This window comes from Methylobacterium sp. Leaf108 (genome assembly GCF_001423265.1).
Taxonomy (GTDB): Bacteria; Pseudomonadota; Alphaproteobacteria; order Rhizobiales; family Beijerinckiaceae; genus Methylobacterium.
This window is the reverse complement of sequence record NZ_LMND01000001.1, coordinates 183,311-201,155: the sequence shown is the minus strand read 5'-3', so window position 1 is coordinate 201,155 and position 17,845 is coordinate 183,311. Positions and strand designations below refer to the sequence as shown.

The window sequence follows — 17,845 nt, the reverse complement described above, 5'->3', positions numbered from 1 at the left end:
TCACCGCTCGTAGGCCGAGAGCGCCGAGCAGGCGCCGCAGCGGCCGCAGCCGGCCTTGATGTCGGTGGAGCGCAGGCCGGCCGCCGCCAACATCCGCGAGAGCGGCTGCAGGATGTCGTGCATGAACGCCGGCGAGGGGGCGGGGTGGCTCTCCAGCGGGGTTCCCGAGATCGGCACGAACGGCACCACGAAGGGGTAGACGCCCATGGCGATCAGCCGCTCGGCCATGGCGAGAACCGCCTCGCGGGTGTCTCCGAGACCGGCCAGGATGTAGGTGGAGACCTGGCCGCGGCCGAACACCGGCACGGCGGCGGCGAAGGCCTCGTCGTAGCGTTCGAGCGGGACGTCGGCCTTGCCGGGCATGATGCGGGCGCGCACCTCCGGCGTCACCGCTTCGAGGTGCATGCCGAGGGCATCGATGCCCGAGGCCTTCATCCGCTCGAACCAGCGGTCGTCGTCGGGGGGCTCGCATTGCGCCTGGATCGGCAGGTCGACGGCGGCCTTCACGGCGAAGGCGCTCTCGCAGAGCACCTCCGCGCCGCGGTCGGTGGCGTTGGGCGTGCCCGTGGTCATGACCATGTGCTTGACGCCGTCGAGCAGCACGGCGGCGCGGGCGACCTCCGCCAGTTGCTGCGGGCTCTTGCGGGCGACGGTGCGGCCGGCTGCCAGCGACTGGCCGATGGCGCAGAACCGGCAGGTCTTGGTACGGCTGGCGTAGCGGATGCAGGTCTGCAGCACGGTGGTGGCGAGCACGTCGCGCCCGTGCAGCACCGCGATCTGCGAATAGGGCACCCCGTCGAGGGTCTGCAGCGCATGGAAGCGCGGCTTGCCGGGAAAGCTCACCCGGCCGATCACCTCGCCGTCGTGCTCGATCGCGCTCGACCCGTCGGCGTCCGGCCGTCGCACCAGGTAGGGTGATTCGAAGGCTCCGGCGGTATGGACCGGCACCATCACGGTGCGGCCGGCGATGGTCAGCGCCTTGTGGTCGCTCGGCCCCGCGCCGCCGCGCCGGCTCTCGACGCCGTGGCGGGTGTCAGCCAGCCTGACCCCGAACGACTGCAAGGCGTTGATCAGGCGCTCCGTCGGCATGCCCGGATGGGGCAGGCCCCAGGTGACGGCCGGGATGGCCGGAGTGGTCAGAAGCGGGCTGTCGCTCATCGAACCGTCGCTCATCGCACTGTCGCTCATGGGTCTGGCTCCGGTCGTGAGGGGGCGCGTCGCGGGTGGTGACGACGGTGCGGGCGGGGCGGGCGTCGTGGTTGAGGCTCAGCAGTTCGGGGCGGGCGTAGTGCCCGACCGAATCCATCATCCGCTTGCGCTTGGTCACCAGCGCCATGTCCATGTCGGCGATCAGGATGCCCTCGCCCTGCGTCATGGGCGGCGCCAGGTGCCGCCCCTCGGGCGAGACGATGGCGGTGCAGTTGCCCCCCCGCAGCGCCCCGCGCAGGGTTTCGTCCGGGCAGATCGCGGCGATCTGGTCGTCCCTGAGCCAGCCGGTGGCGTTGACGACGAAGGCGCCGGCTTCCAGCGCGTGGTGGCGGATCGTCACCTCCATCTGGTCGGCGAAGACTTGGCCGACCATCGATCCGGGAAATTGCGCCGCGTGGATCTCCTCGTGCTGGGCCATCAGCGCGTAGCGGGCGAGCGGGTTGTAGTGCTCCCAGCAGGCCAGCGCCCCGACGCGGCCCACCGCCGTCTCCACGACGGTCAGCCCGGCCCCGTCGCCCTGACCCCAGACCATCCGCTCGTGGTAGGTCGGCGTGATCTTTCGGCGTTTCAGCAGCAGCGCGCCGTCGGCGTCGAAGACGAGCTGGGCGTTGTAGAGGGAGCCGTGGTCGCGCTCGTTCACCCCGAGCACGATCACCGCACCGGCTTTGCGCGCCGCGGCCGACACCGCCTGCGTCACCGGGCCGGGCACCGTCACCGCGCCCTCGTAGAGCCTGAGGTGCGCCGGCCCCTGCGCCGCCGGCGGGGCGATGAACGAGAAGTACGGATAGTACGGCACGAAGGTCTCGGGGAACACGATGAACCGCGCGCCCTTGCCCGCCGCCTCGTCGATCGCCGCGAGCACCCGGTCCAGGGTCGCGGCCGGATCGTTGAGGTCGGGGGCGATCTGGACCGCCGCCGCCCGCACGATGCGTTGTTCGGACATGGGTGGGGTCCTCGGCATTGAGCTCCGTGGTGCGCCTGTCCCTCCCCCTTTTTGCGGGGGAGGGTTCGGTCGCGCGTCAGACCGTCCAGGTGTCGATCACCACCGCGTTGTCGCGCTTGTGCAGCAGGACGAGGTCGAGGACGTCGGTGGGGGCGATCGGGCGGATGCCCTCGATCAGCGAGGGCTCGCCGTGGCCGTAGAGGGCCTGGAGCGCGAAGCGGCAGGCGTAGACCTTGCCCCCCTCCGCGATGAACTTGGCGATCTGGTTGTTCATGTTCATGTGGCCGGGGAAGGCCTCGTCGCCCAGCGTCGGGAAACCGCGCTGGATGCCCAGCGTCACGCCGGGGCCGTAGAGGAGAACCGAGGTCTCGAAGCCCTTGCGCAGCAGGCGGGTCGCCTGGAGCAGGTTCACGAAGCCGATCGAGCCCTCGAAGGCGACGGTGTGGAAGGTCACCAGCGCCTTCTGGCCCGGCTCGGCCTTCACGTCCTCGAAGACCTTCTCCTCGTAGTCGACGAAGTAATCGCCCTTCTTGTGGTGTTCGGCGCTGACGGCGGGCATCGGTTCCACTCCCGGAAGACCAGTCTTGACCGCGACATCGGCCGAGTCGGCGGCGTCACCGGGAGTGGCAAGGCGTGTGCCAGCCGCCGCGGTCGTCGCGTCCGGGCGATGGTGCCTTGGGAAATGCGGTCAATCGGCCGGTCAATATCGGAGGACGCGGCGTGATCGCGGATTCGGCAGCGATGCACAACGACACGGCGTCTGCTGCATCGTGTGGCACTGTCACGGAGATTGTCATCGGATATACTTGTATGAATCGAACGGTTCGGTCGTCGTTCCATGGGGTCGACATGCCGGCACGGCGATTGCGATCCGGTCAATGTATGATTGATCGCATGATGACCGGACCAAGCAGGATGACCAGGACCGCACGACCGGACACCGGAGCCGCCGCCGGAGCGTGGACGCCCGATCTGCGCCCCTGGGGCAAGCCGCATTATCTCGCCCTCGTCGAGGCCATCGCCGACGACGTCCGCACCGGGCGGCTCGCGGCGGGCCGGCGCCTGCCGCCCCAACGGGTGCTGGCCCAGCGTCTCGGCCTCAACTTCACCACCGTGGCGCGCGGCTACGTCGAGGCGCAGCGCCGCGGCCTCGTCGAGTCGCGGGTCGGCCAGGGCACCTTCGTGCGCGGGCCCGCCGCCGCGCCGAGCCAAAGGCGGGAGGCGAGCCAGCGCCGCCTCGGCCCCGTCGACTTCACGATGAACCTGCCGCCCGAGCCCGACGACCCGGCCCTGCTCGCGCGGATGCAGGCGGGGCTGGAGGCGGTCTCGCACGACCTGCCCAACCTGCTGCGCTACCAGGGGTTCGGCGGCACCCTCGAGGACAAGGAGGCCGCCGCGGCCTGGCTCGCCCAGCGCGGCATGGTCGCGCCGCGCGACCGGCTGCTGCTCTGCCCCGGCGCGCATGCGGCGCTCGCCGCGATCCTCGGCCTCGTCGCCAGGCCCGGCGACACCATCTGCGCCGAGGCGCTCACCTACCCCGGCCTGCGGGCGCTGGCCGCCCACCAGGGCCTCAAGGTCGCCGGCCTGCCGATGGATGCGCACGGCATCGACGCGGATGCCTTCGCGGCGGTCTGCACCCGGCTCGCCCCCAAGGCGCTCTACCTCAACCCGATCCTGCAGAACCCGACGACGCGCACGATCACCCGCGAGCGGCGGGAGGCGATCGTGACCGTGGCCCGGCGCTACGACGTCGCCATCGTCGAGGACGACGCCTACGGCTTCGTGCCGGAGGCGCCGCCGCCGAGCTTCTACGCGCTGGCCCCCGAGATCACCTACCATGTGGCCGGCCTCTCGAAGTGCCTCGGGGCCGGCCTGCGCCTCGCCTACGTCCTGGCCCCGAGCGCCCGGGCCGCCCTGCCGCTCACCGCCGCCCTGCGCGCCGCGACGGTGATGGCCTCGCCGATCACCGCGGCGCTCGCCACCCGCTGGATCGAGGACGGGACGGCCGCCGCCGTCCTGGCGTTCGTGCGGGCCGAATCCCGGGCCCGCCAGGCCATCGCCGCCGCCATCCTGCCGGGGGAGGGCGTCACCGCCGATCCCGAGGGCTTCCATCTCTGGCTGTCGCTGCCCGAGGGCTGGACGCGCTCGGCCTTCGCCAGCCAGGCCCGGTCCGCCGGCCTCGGCACCGTGACGAGCGACGCCTTCACGGCGCTGGGGCCGCCGCCCGAGGCGGTGCGGATCTGCCTCGGCGGCATCGCCGGCCGGGATGAGATCGCCCAGTCCCTGGAGGTCATCGCCCACGCGCTGGGCCGATCGCCGGCGCTCGCCTCGGCTTATATCTGAGCGGTCTTGCCATGGCCTACCCGGCCTGTGCCGCACCGACGCGGCGTCGGAACATCGCTCGCCTCCCCCGGTTGGCGACTCCCGACAGCCAACGACGAGCGACCCGTTCCACCATGGACCACCTGCGTTCCTGCGTTCTGCCAACGTCCGCGATGACGATCCCCACCAACGACGGCGAGCATCCCCTCGCGGTCGAATTGCGGGCGTTCATCAAGGCGCCGGATTTTCCCTGCGTCGGTGCCAAATCGGCGATCGCGCGGGGGCAGTTGCGGATCCTCGTGGCCCGGGACATCGCCTCCGGCTGGGACGACATGCGGATCTACCCCGCCCTTCTCGCCTTCATCTGCCGGTACCGGGCGCGGCCGGACCTGTTCCAGAGTTTCGCGGTGATCTTCGAGGGGCCCGACGCGACCTCCGAGGAGGCGTTCGAGCGGCATCTCTGGGCCCGCGCCCAATCGCTCTCCGACAAGGACGGCTTCCTCGGGCAGCGCTACGACGCCAGCGTCGATCCCGACCCCGAGAACCCGCATTTCTCGCTTTCCTTCGGTGGCGAGGCGGTCTTCCTCGTCGGCCTGCATCCGGGCGCCAGCCGCCCGGCCCGGCGGTTCTCGCGGCCGGTCATCGTCTTCAACCTGCGCGCCCAGTTCGAGCAGCTGCGCCAGGAGGGCCGCTACGAGACCCTGCGCTCCTCGATCCTGTCGCGGGACGTGGCTCTCGCCGGCTCGATGAACCCGATGATCGCCCGCCACGGCGAGGCCTCGGAGGCCCGGCAGTACAGCGGGCGCGCGGTGGGCGAGGATTGGGAGTGCCCGTTCAAGGGCAGAGATATCTCGGGTCGGGCCACGTCCGGGGCCGACGAGCGTGCCAAGGGGGGCCGAGATGCCGCGTGAAACCGTCCGCGGCGAGATCCCGCCCCGCTCCGGCACCGCCTTCACCCTCGACAAGGGTGACCGGCTGCGGGTGATCGACCCGGAGGGCGAGCAGGTCGCCGACCTGCTGGCCTTCGCCCGCGCCGACCTCGACGAGGTGATCTCCTCCGGGCGCACCCTCGACTACGCCAGCCGCATCTACCTGACCACCGGCGACCCGATCTACTCCAACCGCTCGACCGTGCTCCTGCGCATCGTCGAGGACACCGTCGGGCGCCACGACTTCCTGCTGACGCCGTGCTCGGCCGACACCTTCCGGATCATCTACGGCGACGAGGCGCCCCACCGCGGCTGCTTCGGCAACCTCGCGGCGGCGCTCGCGCCCTACGGCATCGCGCCCGACCGCATCCCGGTGGCCTTCAACGTGTTCATGAACGTCGTCGTCGACGGGACGACCGGGGCCCTGCGCGTCGAGGCCCCCTTGAGCCGCGCGGGCGACAGCGTGACGTTCCTGGCCGAGACCGACCTCGTCATCGGCCTCACCGCGTGTTCGGCGCTGCAGTCGAACAACTACGCCTTCAAGCCGATCCGCTACGAGATCGAACGGGCGGCCTGACCGGGGGCGGCGCGGCCGATGGCCTGTCGCGCTCGTCCGTCCGTGCTAAGGGCGACGCCCTGCGCAGACGCGAAGCGCCCAACAGGTCGATGTCTTACCCATGCGAACCATCGTCTATGCCGACGGCGGCTGCGATCCCAACCCCGGCCCCGGCGGCTGGGGCGTCGTCATCGCCGGCCCCGACGGGCCGGTCGAACTGTGCGGCGGCGAGCGCGGCACCACCAACAACCGCATGGAGCTCACCGCCGCGATCCGGGCGCTGGAGCACTTCCCCGAGGGTGCCGCGATCGAGATGCGCTGCGACAGCCAGTACGTCGTCAAATCCGTCACCGAGTGGATGAAGGGCTGGAAGGCCCGCGGCTGGCGCACCGCCACCGGGCCGGTCAAGAACATCGACCTGATGCAGCAGCTCGATGCGCTGGCGGCCAGGCGCGACGTGCGTTGGACCTGGGTGCGCGGCCATGCCGGCGAGGACGGAAACGAGCGTGCCGACCGCCTCGCCACCCGGGGCCGGCGCGAGGCCCTGGGCCTCGCCGTCGAACCGCTGGCGCCGGTGTTGCCCGCCGCCGCCGCGCCGGCCGAGGCGGCGCCCCCGCGCGAGCCGCGCACGACGCCGGTGGCGATCGACGCCGGGCTCGGTCTGGAGATCTCCCGGCGCTGCAAGCTCGCGGGGGTGACGCCGCGGGCCTTCGTCGAGGATGCGGTGCGGCTCGCCCTGGAGCTCGGGCCCGAGGGCATCGCCCGCGCCAGGGCCGCCGGCGCCAAGGGGCCGTGACCGCACCCCTCGGGCCAGCCTTCTTCGACCGGCCCGTCGTCACGGTCGCCGCCGATCTCGTCGGCTGCCTGCTGTCGGTGGAGGGGGTGGGCGGCATCGTCGTCGAGACCGAGGCCTACGACCGCACCGATCCCGCCTCGCACAGCGTCAACGGGCAGACCCGGCGCAACGCCGCGATGTTCGGCCCGCCGGGCCACGCCTACGTCTACCGCTCGTACGGCCTGCACTGGTGCCTGAACCTCGTGTGCGAGCCGGGCAGCGCGGTCCTGATCCGGGCCCTCGAGCCGCGCGCCGGCATCGCGGCGATGGAAGCCCGGCGCGGCCTGTCGGCCCTGCGTCTCCTTTGCGCCGGGCCGGGCCGCCTGACCCAGGCGCTGGGCATCACCGGCGCCTTCGACGCCCGCCCCCTCGACAACGACGGTTTTCACCTGCTCGGGTCCCCGACGCCGGTCCGCGTGGTCGCCGACCGCCGCATCGGCATCAGCCGGGCGGTGGAACGGCCGTGGCGGTTCCTCGCCGAAGGCTCGCGCTTCGTGAGCCGGCCGCCGTCCCGCTTCCGTGTGCCATTCGGCGACGGTGCGGCCTGATAGGGTTTCTGCTTGAATCAAGCGGGAACCCTATCACCGAGCCCGCGCGGCGCCTGAGCGAAGCCCATTTCCGCATCACGAAGTGATCACCCGGAAATGGGATGAGGTGCCGGTTTCAGCGTCGGGCCGGCGATCCCGCCGCTGTCGCGACCCGGCGCGTGCGGCCGGCGACGATCAGGCCCGACAGGCTGGCCGCACCCAACAGCAGGACCGCGGTCCCGTGGGCGACGGCCACATGCAGCGGGTCGGCGATCGGCCCCATCACCAGGCCGACGCCGATCAGGACGAATCCCAGGCGTTGAAGGAGAGGCGTCATGGTCATGGCTCGTTCCGGGCTCGGCCGTTGCAGTCGGGAAACGATGGCCGGTCCGTATTGCCCGGATGTTTCCGGGCGATGGCGCGGGAACCCGCAGGTGCGGCCACGCACGCAGCCGTGACGGGAGACGCCGGCCCCGGTCGCAGACGGATGCGGCGCCAGGGCGTATGTAACTTACCGTGAGCCGCCGCGAACGGTCCAGCGAGGTGACTTGCCGCGATGCCGGAGACTGGCTGGCCGGCGGGCCCGCCGACCGCCCGGAACCACCGTTTCACGGGCCCCCGCCCTCGTCATGACAAGGCCGTTCCCGATGCTGCGCCGCTCGCTCCTCGCCCTTGCCCTTCTTTCCGCCCTCCCGGGCGGGCCGGCTTTTGCCGCCGAGAGCGTGCGCTTCACGCCCGAGGCCTTCGCCGCCGCCCAGGCGGCCGGCAAGCCGATCCTCGTGGAGGTGAGCGCGCCGTGGTGCCCGATCTGCCGGTCGCAGAAGGCCGTCCTGGCCAAGCTCGGCCGCGATCCGCGCTTCAAGGACCTGCGGATCTTCGACGTCGACTTCGACAGCCAGAAGGACGTGTTGCGCCGCTTCGACGCGCGCATGCAGAGCACCCTGATCGTCTTCAAGGGCGCGACGGAGACCGGCCGCTCCGTGGGCGAGACCCAGCCCGAATGGATCGAGGGCCTGCTGGAGAAGGTCCTCTAAGCATCACTCTGCGAAATGGTCTGCGGTTCGCAGGAGAAAATGATGCCCTATCAAGGAGATCTAAACAGGCATTCGTGGGGCGACCCACGCGTGCCTGTTTAGGGCCGACGCTGCCATGGGCACCCTCGGTCTCGCCTTCCTCGCCGGCTGCCTCTCCATCCTCTCGCCCTGCGTGCTGCCGCTGCTGCCGCTCGTGCTGGGGGCGGCGGCCACCGAGCATCGCTACGGCCCCGTGGCACTCGCGGCCGGTCTCGCCGTGACCTTCACGGGGATCGGGCTGTTCGTCGCGCTGGTCGGCTTTTCCCTCGGCCTCGACACGGACGTCTTCCGCACCGTCGCGGCGGTGCTGATGCTCCTCGTCGGGCTGGTGCTGATGGTGCCCGCCGCCCAGACCCGGCTCGCGGTGGCGGCCGGGCCGGTGAGCGACCGTGCGCAGGCCCGCTTCGGCGGCCTCTCGACGACGGGCCTGTCGGGACAGTTCGGCGTCGGGCTGCTGCTCGGTGCCGTCTGGAGCCCCTGCGTCGGCCCGACGCTCGGCGCCGCCTCGCTGCTGGCGGCGCAGGGGCGGGACCTCGGCCTCGTCGCCCTCACCATGCTGTCGTTCGGACTGGGGGCGGCCGTGCCGCTCCTCCTGCTCGGCCTCATCTCGCGCGAGGTGATGATGGCCTGGCGCAACCGGATGATGGCGGCGGGCAGGGGGCTCAAGGCCGCCCTCGGCCTCGTCCTCGCGGTCACGGCCGGCGCCATCCTGCTCGGCCTCGACAAGCGCCTCGAGGCCGCCCTCGTGGCCGCCTCGCCGGATTGGCTGACCGCCCTGACCACCCGGTTCTGAGGCCGCCGCTTTCGCGTCCGGCACTATTCTGCGGGGATGGGCGACAAATTGCTGTTTTCGTCGCCACACGAAAGCCTTAAGGTCTCGGACAGGACACGCATCCATGCCGGTCACCCGCGACCGGGCCGGGGAGAGATTGCGTCGGGAGAGACCGCAGATGGCGGAAAACGGCAAGGCCCATCACACGGTCATCAAGAAATACGCCAACCGGCGTCTCTACCACACCGGCACCTCGACCTATGTGACCCTCGAAGACCTTGCGGGGATGGTGCAGGGGGGCGAGGACTTCCTCGTCTACGACGCCCGCAGCGGCGACGACATCACGCGCTCGGTGCTGACGCAGATCATCTTCGAGCAGGAGAACAAGGCCGGCGAGGACAACCTCCTGCCCGTGGCGTTCCTGCGCCAGCTCATCCGCTTCTACGGCGACAGCATGCGCACCATGGTGCCGAGCTTCCTGGAGTTCTCGATGGCGAACTTCGCCAGCGACAAGCAGGGCCTGCGCGAGAAGATGACCCAGAGCTTCGCCCCGAGCGTGTTCCAGAACGCCATGGAAGAGCAGGTGCGGGCCAATATGAGCTTCTTCGGCGATGCCATGAAGATGTTCACGGCCTTCGGCACCGGCCCGCTCTCGGGGATGAACAAGCTGCCCGGCGGCGCCGCCCAGGTGTCCGGGGGCCAGGTGTCCGGGGCCCAGGTGCCCGCCGTCCAGGCGGCAACGCCCGCCCAGGCCAGCGACCTCGACGATCTCAAGCGGCAGATGGCCGAGATGCAGTCGCGCCTGGAAGACCTTGCCAAGAAGTAGGGTCGTCGCCCGGTCCGGCGGCTCGCGCGGCGAGGCCGTCCGCGCGAAAGGTTGACGAAAGGTTAACGGCGGCCCAAGCCTTGCGCATCCCACCGCATTCACGCGGAAGGCGGATGCGATGTGGCAGCCTGAGACAGATCGACGTTCCGAACCGGCACGAACCGGCGCCCTGGTCGTCCAGGGTGGGTCGAGCGCGGCACAGCGGCCGCCGCGCGGCCGGCCGCTCGCGGGCTTCCTCGCCCAGCTCATCGTCAGCGCCGACCCGGGCCTCAGGCCGTCGCGGGGCGACAGAACGCAAAAAGCCGCATCCTGCTACGCCGAAGCGGCGCGGATGCGGCTTTCACGATAACGAACGGCAACCGAAACCCGTCGCGGTGGCGCGACGGGCGTTTCGCGCCTCAGGCCTCGGCCGACTTCACCTTGAGGACCTGACGGCCCCGGTACATGCCGGTCTTCAGGTCGATGTGGTGCGGACGGCGCAGCTCGCCCGAGTCCTTGTCCTCGACGTAGGTCGGGGCCTTGAGGGCGTCGGCGGACCGGCGCATGCCGCGCCGCGAGGGAGAGGTTTTACGCTTCGGAACGGCCATGGTCGGGTCCTGCTACGGCAAAAGGGTGCCCGGGCGCCTTCCCCTCCGGGAGAGAAAAGCCGCAGCACCGTCTTCGAAAGAAGATTCGTCGCCAGCCTATAGCGTGGCGCGGGGCCGCTGGCTAGGCCCGGCCGTTCGGTCGGTGGCCGTCCGCCGTCCGTTCGCTCAACCGCAGCCATCGTCGGCGTTAAGCGACGGTTCAACCGCGGGGATCCCTTATCGTCCACGGACGGCGCGGCAGCGCGCTTGCGTCGTCGCTTCGGGAGAAACCCCATGACGTCCTCGCTTCTGCGTACCCTCACCGTCCTGTCATGCCTCGTGGCGGCCCCCGCCCTGGCGCAGTCGCAGACCCCCTCCGCGCCGGCCCCGACCGCACCGACGGTGGCCCCCGTCGCCCCGCCGAAGGCGCCCGTCGCACCCGAGGTCGCCAAGCAAGATGCAGGCAAGCACGATGCGGGCAAGCACGCCCTGATCGACCTCAACAGCGCCACCGCCGCCGAACTCGACGCGCTGCCCGGCATCGGCGCCGCCCGTTCCGAGGCGATCGTCAAGGGCCGCCCCTACAAGGGCAAGGACGAGCTGGTCTCCAAGAAGATCCTTTCCGAGAGCGTCTATGCCGGCATCAAGGACAAGGTCATCGCCAAGCAGAAGTGACGCGGTTCGGGCGGACGAGCCGGTCTTGTCCGCCCCCCGGTGGGATGTTAGGCGCGCCCATGGCTGCAGCCGCCGGCCGGAACCGAGGTCAGACCCCTCCCGATGCCGCCCCCGCCGATCACCCGCCTCCACCGCGGCGACCTGCCCTCCGGCTATCGGCCGGGCCCCTCCATCGCCATCGATACCGAGACCCTGGGCCTCAACCCGCAGCGGGACCGACTCTGCGTCGTGCAGGTCTCCCGCGGCGACGGCGAGGCCGACGTAGTCCAGATCGTGCCGGGCGGTCCGACCCCGGTCGTGCTCGCGGGCGTGCTCGCCGACCCCGACGTCCTGAAGATCTTCCACTTCGGGCGGTTCGATCTCGCGGTCCTGTTCCAGGCGCTCGGCGTGATGCCCGCCCCCGTCTATTGCACCAAGATCGCCTCGAAGCTCGCCCGCACCTACACCGACCGTCACGGTCTCAAGGACGTCGTCCGCGAACTCGTCGGCGTCGATCTCTCCAAGCAGCAGCAATCCTCCGATTGGGGCGCGGAGACCCTGAGCCAGGCGCAGGTCGATTACGCGGCCTCCGACGTGCTCTACCTCCACGCCGCCCGCGCGCGGCTCGACGCCATGCTGGCCCGCGAGGGACGGACCGAGCTGGCGCGCCACTGCTTCGCCTTCCTGCCGACCCGCGCGCGCCTCGACCTCGCCGGCTGGCCGGAGACCGACATCTTCGCGCATACATGACGGGACCTGCGTAGTCGGACCTTTGATCGGGTGCGCCGCCGCACATCGAGTGCGGCCCTCGCGCTCCTGCCGGCGCCGGCCATTGATCATTCCTCAACGAGGAGGTCATAACTTCGCCATGGGCCGCGCGCATCCGCGGCCGGCCGGGACCCGCCCGGTATCGCGGGGGGCATCCGCGCCGGTTTTCTCAGGACATCCATGCAGGGGCTCGAGGCCATCGGGACGACGGGGCTGACGGGGGCTGGCGGCAACGCCTCGCGTACCCGCGCCCATGCCCGTGCGCGCAACCACAGCGCCCGCGTGCGCCGCCTGCGCGTGCTGATCCCGGCCGCGGCGATCCTGTCGCTGGGCTCGCTCGCCGCCGTCACCCTGTTCAATCCCTTCGGCCATATCGCGCCTGGGGTGACCATCGGCCCGGTCAGCCTCTCGGGCACGAAGGTCAAGATGGAGAGCCCGCGGCTGTCCGGCTATCGCAAAGGCACGCGCGGCTACGAGGTCACCGCCGACGCCGCCCTGCAGGACGTGCGCAAGCCGACCCTCATCGAGCTGCAGGCCATGAAGGGCCGCCTCGACACCGACGACAAGGGCGGACTCGCCCATATCGAGGCCGCCACCGGCCTGTTCGACACCGCCAAGGAATCCCTCACCCTCGACCGGGACATCCGCCTGTGGACGGACAAGGGCGAAGAGGTCCGGCTGAAGTCCGCGGCGGTCGACTTCAAGACCGGCAGCATCGCCTCGCACGAGACCGTGACGGTGACGGTCCCGAGCGGGTCGGTGGTGGCCGACAGCCTCGACGTGGTCGACAACGGCCGGGTGATCTCGTTCGTCGGCAACGTCCGTACCGAGTTTCATGCCGCCGAAGCGCCGCGCAAGGCCGATGCCGCCGGCCTTCGCATCCGCACGACGGAAGCCGTCGCGGCGGCCGACGGAGAGCGGCCATGACGCGGGCGACGGGACGCGCGATCGCGGCCGCGCTCCCCCTCGGGGCCGTGCTCGTATTCCTCTCGGTCGGCGCGGTCCTGGCGCAGGCGGCCGCTCCCGCCGCGTCCGCGACGGCGGCGCAGCCCAAGAAGGACAAGGATCGCGGCGGTGCCGTCGGTGCGCTCGGCGGCGGCAAGGAGCCGATCAAGATCGACGCCGACCGCCTCGACGTGTTCGACCGCGAGAACAAGGCGGTGTTCGCCGGCAACGTGGTGGCGGTGCAGGGTGACAGCACCATCCGCTGCTCGACCATGACCGTGCGCTACAAGCGCGGCAAGGAGAAGGGCGAGAAGGCCGAATCGCCCGAAGGCGAGGCCCCGAAACCCGTTGGCGCCATGGGCGAGAACGGCATCCAGCGGGTCGAATGCGCCGGGCCGGTGACGGTGGTGCAGAAGGACCAGGTCGCCACCGGCGACAGCGCGGTGTTCGACCAGGAGGCCAAGCGCATCGTGCTCACCGGCAACGTCGTGCTGAGCCAGTGCCAGAACGTCACCCGCGGCTCCCGCCTCGTCTACGACATGTCCACCGGCCGCGCGAACATGGACCCGGTGGCGGGCGGTCGCGTCTCGGCGCTGTTCGTGCCGCAGCGGGAAGACGGCCCCAAGGGCGCCAAGGGCTGCGCGACGCCGGCCGCGGCCGGCAAGCCCCGGGCCCAGGCGAATTGAGCGCGGCCCTGCCGTCGTCCTCCGTCGAGGCGGTGCCCTCCCGCCTCATGGGCCGGGTCGCGGCCGCCCGCGGTCCCTCCCTGTTCGGCCGCCTGCTGGGTCGCCGCAAGCCCTCCGACCACGGGGCCGAGGCGGTCGTGGCCGACGGCCCCTCCGAGGACGGCGGCGGCCCCGGCATCCTCTCGGTGCGCGGCCTGCGCAAGAGCTACGGCGCGCGCACCGTCGTCCACGAGGCCGGCCTCACCGTGCGCAACGGCGAGGCCGTGGGCCTGCTCGGCCCCAACGGGGCCGGCAAGACCACGATCTTCTACATGATCACCGGGCTCGTCTCGGCCGATCGCGGCTCGATCAGCCTCGACGGCCTGCCGATCACCCATCTGCCGATGTATCAGCGCGCGCGCCTCGGCATCGGCTACCTGCCGCAGGAGGCCTCGATCTTCCGCGGCCTCTCCGTCGAGGACAACATCCGCGCGGTCCTCGAGATGGTGGAGCCCGACCGCAAGGAACGCGACCGCAAGCTCGATTCGCTCCTCGAGGAGTTCGACATCGCGCGCCTGCGCAAGTCGCCCTCCATCGCCCTCTCCGGCGGCGAGCGGCGGCGCTGCGAGATCGCCCGCGCCCTGGCCTCCTCCCCGACGTTCATGCTCCTCGACGAACCCTTCGCCGGCATCGACCCCATCGCGGTCGGCGACATCCAGGACCTCGTCAAGCATCTCAAGCAGCGCGGCATCGGCGTCCTGATCACCGACCACAACGTGCGCGAGACCCTCGGCCTGATCGACCGGGCCTACATCGCCCACTCCGGCCGCATCCTCACCGAAGGAACGCCCGAGGAGATCGTCGCCAACGAGGATGCGCGGCGGTTGTACCTCGGCGAGGATTTCCGGCTCTGATCGGGGTCAGGCCGGCGAAAATCCACCACCCGCCGGGCTTCTCTGCGAGCCGCGGGGTCTGATCGGACCGACACCCCGATCTCCCGCCGTCGAACTTTCGGATGGCCACGGTCGCACGATGCGATCTTCAGGCGCTGGGATCGGCTGCTTTACAGCAGATCGGTAACCCGGAACACGCTCGGCGCGAAGGGCTCACTCTCCGCGACCCGGCGCTCCAGGGCATCGATCGACACCTCTGGTCGAGACAGGTCGATACCCGTCAGCTGCCAGGGCGCCAGGGTCCACCAGCGGCTCGCCAGCAGTCGCGCGACAAGAGGCTCGGGAAACCGAAAGCGGACGGCGCGGGCGGGGTTTCCGACCATGACGGCATAGGGCGGAACGTCCCGGGTCACCACCGCATAGGCTCCGATGATGGCACCCGTACCGATGGTGATGCCCTGCCGGATATAGGCCCGGTGCCCGATCCAGACATCGTGTCCCACGGTGATCCGGCTCCCCATGACGAAGCCTTGAGCGCCGGTAGTGTCGGGCCGGAAGGTGTCGTACTCGGCCGCACCGGCGAAGTCATGGCCGACATCGAAAAGCTTTTCATTCAGGTAGAAGTGCGGGCTTGTGCTGATCCAACTGATCGAATGATCGCCGCGGCCCATCTGAACGTCGTCCCCGATCGAGGTGTAACGTCCGATCTCCACGTTGTTGTAGTGTCCGCTGACGGCGTAGCTGAACGCCCCCATCTTCAGAAAGCCGTACAAATCCATCCACTTGAGACTGCACGGTCCCTCGAAGCCCGCTTCCTGCGGAATCCACATGCCGCCGGGCCCATGAGAGGTTTCGACGCCGCGTTCGCGAAGCCTATTCTTTAGATCTGCAGTCAGTAGATAGCGCCCATGTACGAGTGTGGGGGGCGTCGATTGAGCGGCGACGATACCGGCTGATTTCGCCGGGTCGGCGATTTCCGCCTGGACAAGACCGATGCCTTCGGATTGGGCGGGAGGCATTTCGTTCCGAATTCGAGCGGGTACCGCGTCTTCTCGATTGGATGGTACGATGCCTGTTTGCTGCGCGTGGACGGTCCCTACATCTTCCCTGAGCAGGCGCTGACGCATCGACTTGATGGCTAGGTTTAAACGGGCTTTCAACGATTAACTCCCGACGGAAATATGCGTTGATGAATGCCCTTTCATCGTACGAATGTCCACGATCGACCATGGACGGACGGACGGCATCCGCCACGCTCTTTAATCCGTAGGACGCAGGGCCGCGACGAATGCGGCCAGATTCGATTGCGATGACGCTCAAGTGGCGTGTAATCAGCCAATCGAGATGGCGTTGAGTAATATAAAACGATGAATATCAAATCTACACAATCTTAAATTTACCAGATTTGTTTATGCGATCTAAACGGAAAAAGACCTATTCACCGTACGACAGGCTTAAGGTGGGCGCTGGGGGCGGCTTTGGTCGCCGCTTACTGAGCCCTCTTGCGCGATCCTCGCGTGGACTATCGGTGTGACGACCGGAGCGATTCTATCTGAGGCACCGCCTATGCAAGGCGCGTCGATGCGAGGACTGGCGTCGCATCCACAGTCATAAACCGTTTGCGACCATCGCTCGGCACCATGCCCGTACAGGTGCTTTGACCTGCCGCCGCGATGGCGCTAGACCTGTCACGGACTAAAGGAAGCAAGAATGATGCCGGCAGCCGGACGCGGTTAACGCGGCCTGTCGGATCGTGGTCTTCACGGGGTTCGGGGCCAAGCGATGAGTCTGCTGCAACGGCTGGAAATGCGCCAGGGCCAGGCCCTGGTGATGACGCCACAGCTTCTCCAGGCGATCAAGCTCCTTCAACTCTCGCAGCTCGATCTGGCCGCCTACGTCGACGCCGAGCTGGAACGCAACCCGCTGCTGGAGCGTGTCGAGGGCGAAGCCGACCCGGAGCGGCGCGGCGCCGATGCGGTGCCCGAGGCCCCCGGTGCGGAGCCGGCGGAGGGGTTCGGCGGCGACGGGTTCGAGGGCGGCGAGACCGAGCCGTGGATCGCCACCGAGCTCGGTGCCAGCCAGGCCCAGATCGAGAGCGACCTCGACACCCGCCTCGACAACGTGTTCTCCGACGACGCCCCGAGCCTCGGGCGCGAAGCCCCCGCCGGGGGCGACATGCTCTCCCTGACCCCGGCGCCCTATGGCAACACCGGCGGCAGCTTCGACGGCGACGCCCCCGACTTTGAGGCGACGCTGACCTCCGAGATGTCCCTGCGCGACCACCTCGTGGCGCAGCTCGACCTCGCCACGAAGGATCCGGTGGACCGCCTCGTCGCCGGCTTCCTGATCGACGCGGTGGACGACGCGGGCTACCTGCGCGAAGAGATCGACGAGGTCGCCGAGCGGCTCGGCACCGGCCTCGACACGGTCGCCCGCGTCCTCAAGCTGATCCAGACCTTCGACCCGCCGGGCATCGCCGCCCGCGATCTCGCCGAGTGCCTGAGCATCCAGCTGCGCGACAAGGATCGGTTCGACCCGGCGATGCAGGCCCTTGTCTCGCGCCTCGACCTCGTGGCCAAGCGCGACTTCGCGAGCCTGCGGCGCCTGTGCGGTGTCGACGACGAGGACCTCGTCGAGATGCTGGCCGAGTTGCGCCGCCTCGATCCCAAGCCCGGCCGCGCCTTCGGCTCGCGGGCGGTGGAGGTGTTGATCCCCGACGTGTTCGTGCGGGCCGCCCCGGACGGGTCGTGGCTGGTGGAGCTGAACGCCGAGGCGCTGCCCCGGGTGTTGGTCAACCAGAGCTACTACGCCCGGGTCTCGCGCGGCGCGAAGGCGGACGGGGACAAGGCGTTCCTGTCCGAATGCCTGCAGACCGCCAACTGGCTCACCCGCAGTCTCGAGCAGCGCGCCCGCACCATCCTCAAGGTCGCCTCCGAGATCGTGCGCCAGCAGGACGCGTTCTTCCTGCACGGGGTGGCGCACCTGCGCCCGCTCAACCTCAAGACGGTCGCCGAGGCGATCGGCATGCACGAATCGACCGTGTCGCGGGTGACCTCGAACAAGTCGATCGGGACCAGCCGCGGCACCCTCGAGATGAAGTACTTCTTTACCGCCGCGATCCCGGGGGCGGCGGGCACCGCGGCCCATTCGTCGGAAGCCGTGCGCCACCGCATCAAGCAGCTCGTGGACGGCGAGGCCCCCGGCGACGTGCTCTCCGACGACGCCCTGGTCCAGAAGCTGCGCGACGAGGGCATCGACATCGCCCGGCGCACCGTGGCGAAGTACCGGGAGTCGTTGCGGATTCCCTCCTCGATCGAGCGACGGCGCGAGCATTTCGCCTACGCCCGGTGACGCGAGAGCCC

General features: G+C 69.9%; 20 protein-coding genes. 14 read left to right on the top strand and 6 right to left on the bottom strand.

Annotated features, from left to right (window positions below):
* The 3 genes from ASF39_RS00980 to ASF39_RS00970 form a co-directional block, all read right to left on the bottom strand.
* A complete protein-coding gene (locus ASF39_RS00980) occupies positions 1-1,089 on the bottom strand; it encodes an MSMEG_0568 family radical SAM protein (protein ID WP_056281091.1) in 1,089 nt (362 codons plus the stop codon).
* The gene (locus ASF39_RS00975; RefSeq protein ID WP_056280417.1) at positions 1,034-2,152 is read right to left on the bottom strand and encodes a Nit6803 family nitrilase; all 1,119 of its coding nucleotides are present in this window, start codon (positions 2,150-2,152) and stop codon (positions 1,034-1,036) included. The genes ASF39_RS00980 and ASF39_RS00975 overlap by 56 nt, the downstream gene beginning before the upstream one ends.
* A 76-nt stretch (positions 2,153-2,228) precedes the next feature.
* Positions 2,229-2,711, bottom strand: coding sequence for an MSMEG_0572/Sll0783 family nitrogen starvation response protein (locus tag ASF39_RS00970; RefSeq protein ID WP_055881039.1), 483 nt, complete (start codon positions 2,709-2,711; stop codon positions 2,229-2,231).
* A 356-nt stretch (positions 2,712-3,067) separates the two neighbouring features.
* Between ASF39_RS00970 and ASF39_RS00965 the strand changes: the two genes are divergently transcribed.
* From ASF39_RS00965 to ASF39_RS00945, 5 genes are all read left to right on the top strand, one after another.
* Positions 3,068-4,495: a PLP-dependent aminotransferase family protein gene (locus ASF39_RS00965; protein ID WP_156648262.1), complete on the top strand. Its 1,428-nt coding sequence runs from the start codon at positions 3,068-3,070 to the stop codon at positions 4,493-4,495.
* A 152-nt stretch (positions 4,496-4,647) separates the two neighbouring features.
* Complete coding sequence (gene gntA, locus ASF39_RS00960; RefSeq protein ID WP_056280414.1) at positions 4,648-5,385, top strand: guanitoxin biosynthesis heme-dependent pre-guanitoxin N-hydroxylase GntA; 738 nt, start codon at positions 4,648-4,650, stop codon at positions 5,383-5,385.
* Complete coding sequence (locus ASF39_RS00955) at positions 5,375-5,980, top strand: urea carboxylase-associated family protein (RefSeq protein WP_056280411.1); 606 nt, start codon at positions 5,375-5,377, stop codon at positions 5,978-5,980. Before gntA ends, ASF39_RS00955 begins: the two co-directional genes overlap by 11 nt.
* Before the next feature lie 100 nt (positions 5,981-6,080).
* On the top strand, positions 6,081-6,755 hold the full coding sequence (gene rnhA, locus ASF39_RS00950) for a ribonuclease HI (protein ID WP_056280408.1): 675 nt from the start codon (positions 6,081-6,083) through the stop codon (positions 6,753-6,755).
* Entirely contained in the window at positions 6,752-7,342 is a 591-nt protein-coding gene (locus tag ASF39_RS00945) for a DNA-3-methyladenine glycosylase (RefSeq protein ID WP_056280403.1), read from the top strand. The genes rnhA and ASF39_RS00945 overlap by 4 nt, the downstream gene beginning before the upstream one ends.
* A 115-nt stretch (positions 7,343-7,457) precedes the next feature.
* Here ASF39_RS00945 and ASF39_RS00940 read toward each other — a convergent pair whose 3' ends face one another.
* Entirely contained in the window at positions 7,458-7,658 is a 201-nt protein-coding gene (locus ASF39_RS00940; RefSeq protein WP_156648254.1) for a hypothetical protein, read from the bottom strand.
* A 292-nt stretch (positions 7,659-7,950) separates the two neighbouring features.
* Here ASF39_RS00940 and ASF39_RS00935 point away from each other — a divergent pair, with 292 nt between their 5' ends.
* The 3 genes from ASF39_RS00935 to phaR all read left to right on the top strand — a co-directional run bounded on the left by ASF39_RS00935 (position 7,951) and on the right by phaR (position 9,992).
* Entirely contained in the window at positions 7,951-8,355 is a 405-nt protein-coding gene (locus tag ASF39_RS00935; protein ID WP_244472223.1) for a thioredoxin family protein, read from the top strand.
* A gap of 115 nt (positions 8,356-8,470) precedes the next feature.
* Positions 8,471-9,187: a cytochrome c biogenesis protein CcdA gene (locus tag ASF39_RS00930; RefSeq protein ID WP_055879067.1), complete on the top strand. Its 717-nt coding sequence runs from the start codon at positions 8,471-8,473 to the stop codon at positions 9,185-9,187.
* A 157-nt stretch (positions 9,188-9,344) separates the two neighbouring features.
* A complete protein-coding gene (phaR, locus tag ASF39_RS00925; protein ID WP_055879064.1) occupies positions 9,345-9,992 on the top strand; it encodes a polyhydroxyalkanoate synthesis repressor PhaR in 648 nt (215 codons plus the stop codon).
* 398 nt (positions 9,993-10,390) lie between these two features.
* On the opposite strand, the gene rpmF is transcribed toward phaR, so the two are convergent.
* Entirely contained in the window at positions 10,391-10,579 is a 189-nt protein-coding gene (rpmF, locus tag ASF39_RS00920) for a 50S ribosomal protein L32 (protein ID WP_003601373.1), read from the bottom strand.
* 273 nt (positions 10,580-10,852) lie between these two features.
* On the opposite strand from rpmF, the gene ASF39_RS00915 reads away from it, so the two are divergent.
* The 5 genes from ASF39_RS00915 to lptB all read left to right on the top strand — a co-directional run bounded on the left by ASF39_RS00915 (position 10,853) and on the right by lptB (position 14,504).
* Positions 10,853-11,233, top strand: a complete 381-nt coding sequence (locus ASF39_RS00915) for a helix-hairpin-helix domain-containing protein (protein WP_056280400.1) — start codon at positions 10,853-10,855, stop codon at positions 11,231-11,233.
* Between the two features lie 102 nt (positions 11,234-11,335).
* Complete coding sequence (locus ASF39_RS00910; RefSeq protein WP_056280397.1) at positions 11,336-11,962, top strand: ribonuclease D; 627 nt, start codon at positions 11,336-11,338, stop codon at positions 11,960-11,962.
* Between the two features lie 198 nt (positions 11,963-12,160).
* A complete protein-coding gene (locus ASF39_RS00905) occupies positions 12,161-12,907 on the top strand; it encodes a hypothetical protein (protein WP_056280394.1) in 747 nt (248 codons plus the stop codon).
* The gene (locus tag ASF39_RS00900; protein ID WP_056280386.1) at positions 12,904-13,611 is read left to right on the top strand and encodes an LptA/OstA family protein; all 708 of its coding nucleotides are present in this window, start codon (positions 12,904-12,906) and stop codon (positions 13,609-13,611) included. The genes ASF39_RS00905 and ASF39_RS00900 overlap by 4 nt, the downstream gene beginning before the upstream one ends.
* Positions 13,612-13,658: 47 nt before the next feature.
* A complete protein-coding gene (gene lptB / locus ASF39_RS00895; protein ID WP_056281088.1) occupies positions 13,659-14,504 on the top strand; it encodes an LPS export ABC transporter ATP-binding protein in 846 nt (281 codons plus the stop codon).
* 149 nt (positions 14,505-14,653) lie between these two features.
* Here the strand turns inward: lptB and ASF39_RS00890 are convergent, their stop codons facing one another.
* Positions 14,654-15,610: a CatB-related O-acetyltransferase gene (locus ASF39_RS00890; RefSeq protein ID WP_082494275.1), complete on the bottom strand. Its 957-nt coding sequence runs from the start codon at positions 15,608-15,610 to the stop codon at positions 14,654-14,656.
* Between the two features lie 655 nt (positions 15,611-16,265).
* On the opposite strand from ASF39_RS00890, the gene rpoN reads away from it, so the two are divergent.
* Entirely contained in the window at positions 16,266-17,834 is a 1,569-nt protein-coding gene (gene rpoN / locus ASF39_RS00885; RefSeq protein ID WP_082494274.1) for an RNA polymerase factor sigma-54, read from the top strand.
* Positions 17,835-17,845 lie beyond the last annotated feature (11 nt).

Coding starts and splice junctions, on each gene's coding strand:
- ASF39_RS00980 (WP_056281091.1), bottom strand. CDS start 1,089: ATGCCGACGGAGCGCCTGATCAACGCCTTGCAGTCGTTCGGGGTCAGG.
- ASF39_RS00975 (WP_056280417.1), bottom strand. CDS start 2,152: ATGTCCGAACAACGCATCGTGCGGGCGGCGGCGGTCCAGATCGCCCCC.
- ASF39_RS00970 (WP_055881039.1), bottom strand. CDS start 2,711: ATGCCCGCCGTCAGCGCCGAACACCACAAGAAGGGCGATTACTTCGTC.
- ASF39_RS00965 (WP_156648262.1), top strand. CDS start 3,068: ATGACCAGGACCGCACGACCGGACACCGGAGCCGCCGCCGGAGCGTGG.
- gntA (WP_056280414.1), top strand. CDS start 4,648: ATGACGATCCCCACCAACGACGGCGAGCATCCCCTCGCGGTCGAATTG.
- ASF39_RS00955 (WP_056280411.1), top strand. CDS start 5,375: ATGCCGCGTGAAACCGTCCGCGGCGAGATCCCGCCCCGCTCCGGCACC.
- rnhA (WP_056280408.1), top strand. CDS start 6,081: ATGCGAACCATCGTCTATGCCGACGGCGGCTGCGATCCCAACCCCGGC.
- ASF39_RS00940 (WP_156648254.1), bottom strand. CDS start 7,658: ATGACGCCTCTCCTTCAACGCCTGGGATTCGTCCTGATCGGCGTCGGC.
- ASF39_RS00935 (WP_244472223.1), top strand. CDS start 7,951: ATGACAAGGCCGTTCCCGATGCTGCGCCGCTCGCTCCTCGCCCTTGCC.
- ASF39_RS00930 (WP_055879067.1), top strand. CDS start 8,471: ATGGGCACCCTCGGTCTCGCCTTCCTCGCCGGCTGCCTCTCCATCCTC.
- phaR (WP_055879064.1), top strand. CDS start 9,345: ATGGCGGAAAACGGCAAGGCCCATCACACGGTCATCAAGAAATACGCC.
- rpmF (WP_003601373.1), bottom strand. CDS start 10,579: ATGGCCGTTCCGAAGCGTAAAACCTCTCCCTCGCGGCGCGGCATGCGC.
- ASF39_RS00915 (WP_056280400.1), top strand. CDS start 10,853: ATGACGTCCTCGCTTCTGCGTACCCTCACCGTCCTGTCATGCCTCGTG.
- ASF39_RS00910 (WP_056280397.1), top strand. CDS start 11,336: ATGCCGCCCCCGCCGATCACCCGCCTCCACCGCGGCGACCTGCCCTCC.
- ASF39_RS00905 (WP_056280394.1), top strand. CDS start 12,161: ATGCAGGGGCTCGAGGCCATCGGGACGACGGGGCTGACGGGGGCTGGC.
- ASF39_RS00900 (WP_056280386.1), top strand. CDS start 12,904: ATGACGCGGGCGACGGGACGCGCGATCGCGGCCGCGCTCCCCCTCGGG.
- lptB (WP_056281088.1), top strand. CDS start 13,659: ATGGGCCGGGTCGCGGCCGCCCGCGGTCCCTCCCTGTTCGGCCGCCTG.
- ASF39_RS00890 (WP_082494275.1), bottom strand. CDS start 15,610: ATGCGTCAGCGCCTGCTCAGGGAAGATGTAGGGACCGTCCACGCGCAG.
- rpoN (WP_082494274.1), top strand. CDS start 16,266: ATGAGTCTGCTGCAACGGCTGGAAATGCGCCAGGGCCAGGCCCTGGTG.